The sequence below is a fragment of the Nitrosomonas sp. Nm58 genome, from assembly GCF_900107335.1.
In the GTDB taxonomy this organism is placed as follows: domain Bacteria; phylum Pseudomonadota; class Gammaproteobacteria; order Burkholderiales; family Nitrosomonadaceae; genus Nitrosomonas.
Map to the genome: position 1 here is coordinate 1 of NZ_FNPQ01000117.1, position 1,342 is coordinate 1,342.

The following is a 1,342-nucleotide window of genomic DNA, read 5'->3' on the forward strand; positions in this document are numbered from 1 at the left end:
TAAGAATGTAGAGAGCAAATAAACTGTCCGGACTTGTAGCAAATGATCTGTCTGGTTTGATATGGAGTCCTGGGAGGATTTCAGATGAAACGGACAGAATGCTACAGGAGACCAGGAAGATGAGATTTGAAGAAGCGTATGAAGGTTGCAGAAAGAGGAACCTTACGCAATCGGAAGCGGCGTTGTTGCTTGGGGTATGTGATCGCACATTCCGGCGCTATATGAACCGGTATGATGCGGGTGGATTGGATGCGTTAGTGGATAAGCGTCTTGTGCAGGTATCGCATCGGCGGGCACCGGTAGATGAAGTCATGCGGTTAGTGGAACACTACCGCAATCGTCACTTGGGCTGGAACGCCAAGCACTTTTACGCCTGGTACCGTTCTGACGTCGGCAATCGCAGTTATACGTGGGTTAGAATCGGTTACAAGAAGCTGGATTGATTGAACGCACCAAGAAGCGTGGCACGCGCACCGTAAGAAGCGTGAGCGGGCTCCTTTGATTGGCATAATGATTCATCAAGATGGCAGCACGCATGAATGGGTTTGGGGGCAGGAATGGGATTTGATTGTCAGGATGGATGATGCTACGAGTGAGCACTACTCGATGTTTTTCGTTGAGGAAGAAGGAGCAATAAGCAGCTTCCAGGGCGTGCAGGAAGTCATTGAGAAACATGGATTGCTTGCTTCGTTTTACTCCGATCGTGGCAGCCACTACGGGTACACGCCGGAAGCAGGCGGTAAGGTTGACAAACAGAATCTTACTCAGTTTGGGCAGGCCATGAAACGATTAGGAATCGAGATGATTGCAGCCTATTCACCAGAAGCACGCGGACGTAGCGAACGCACGTTTCGCACGCACCAGGAACGTCTACCAAAAGAGTTGGCATTAGTCGGTATTACCGATATGGCAATAGCCAATTGGTATCCAAAAGAAGTCTATATGCCTGCTTTCAATGCCGAGTTCATGCAGCCAGCACGCGAGGAAGGCAGTACTTTTGTGCCATGGATCGGTGAAGAGCTTGCAGACATCCTCTGTGAACGCCATGAGCGCGTTGTTGGCCATGATAACTGTGTTAGCTTTGAAGGCTTAAAGCTTCAAATCCCGGCAGATCGCCATCGTTGTCATTATGTGAAAGCAAAAGTCATCGTACTGCGCTATCCAAACGGACAAATGGCTATCATGCACGGTCCAAGGAAGCTTGCGACATATGATTCGTCTGGCAAGGAAATAAAACTGAACAATAAAGTTGTTGCGTAAATCCGCCGCCACAACTGCGCAATGAATTGTCTATCAATTCATTGCGTTTCAAAGCGGACAATTTATTTGCTACAAAACCGGA

General features: G+C 48.5%; 1 protein-coding gene and 1 pseudogene. Both read left to right on the plus strand.

Annotated features, from left to right (window positions below):
- The first annotated feature begins 119 nt into the window (after nucleotides 1-119).
- A complete protein-coding gene (locus BLW34_RS16675; RefSeq protein ID WP_256203838.1) occupies nucleotides 120-443 on the plus strand; it encodes a helix-turn-helix domain-containing protein in 324 nt (107 codons plus the stop codon).
- A gap of 37 nt (nucleotides 444-480) precedes the next feature.
- A pseudogene (locus tag BLW34_RS15300) lies at nucleotides 481-1,260 on the plus strand (hypothetical protein); the annotation flags it as partial.
- Nucleotides 1,261-1,342: the final 82 nt, after the last annotated feature.

Excerpts from the sequence above, each read along its gene's own strand:
- BLW34_RS16675 (WP_256203838.1), top strand. The coding sequence starts at position 120 with ATGAGATTTGAAGAAGCGTATGAAGGTTGCAGAAAGAGGAACCTTACG.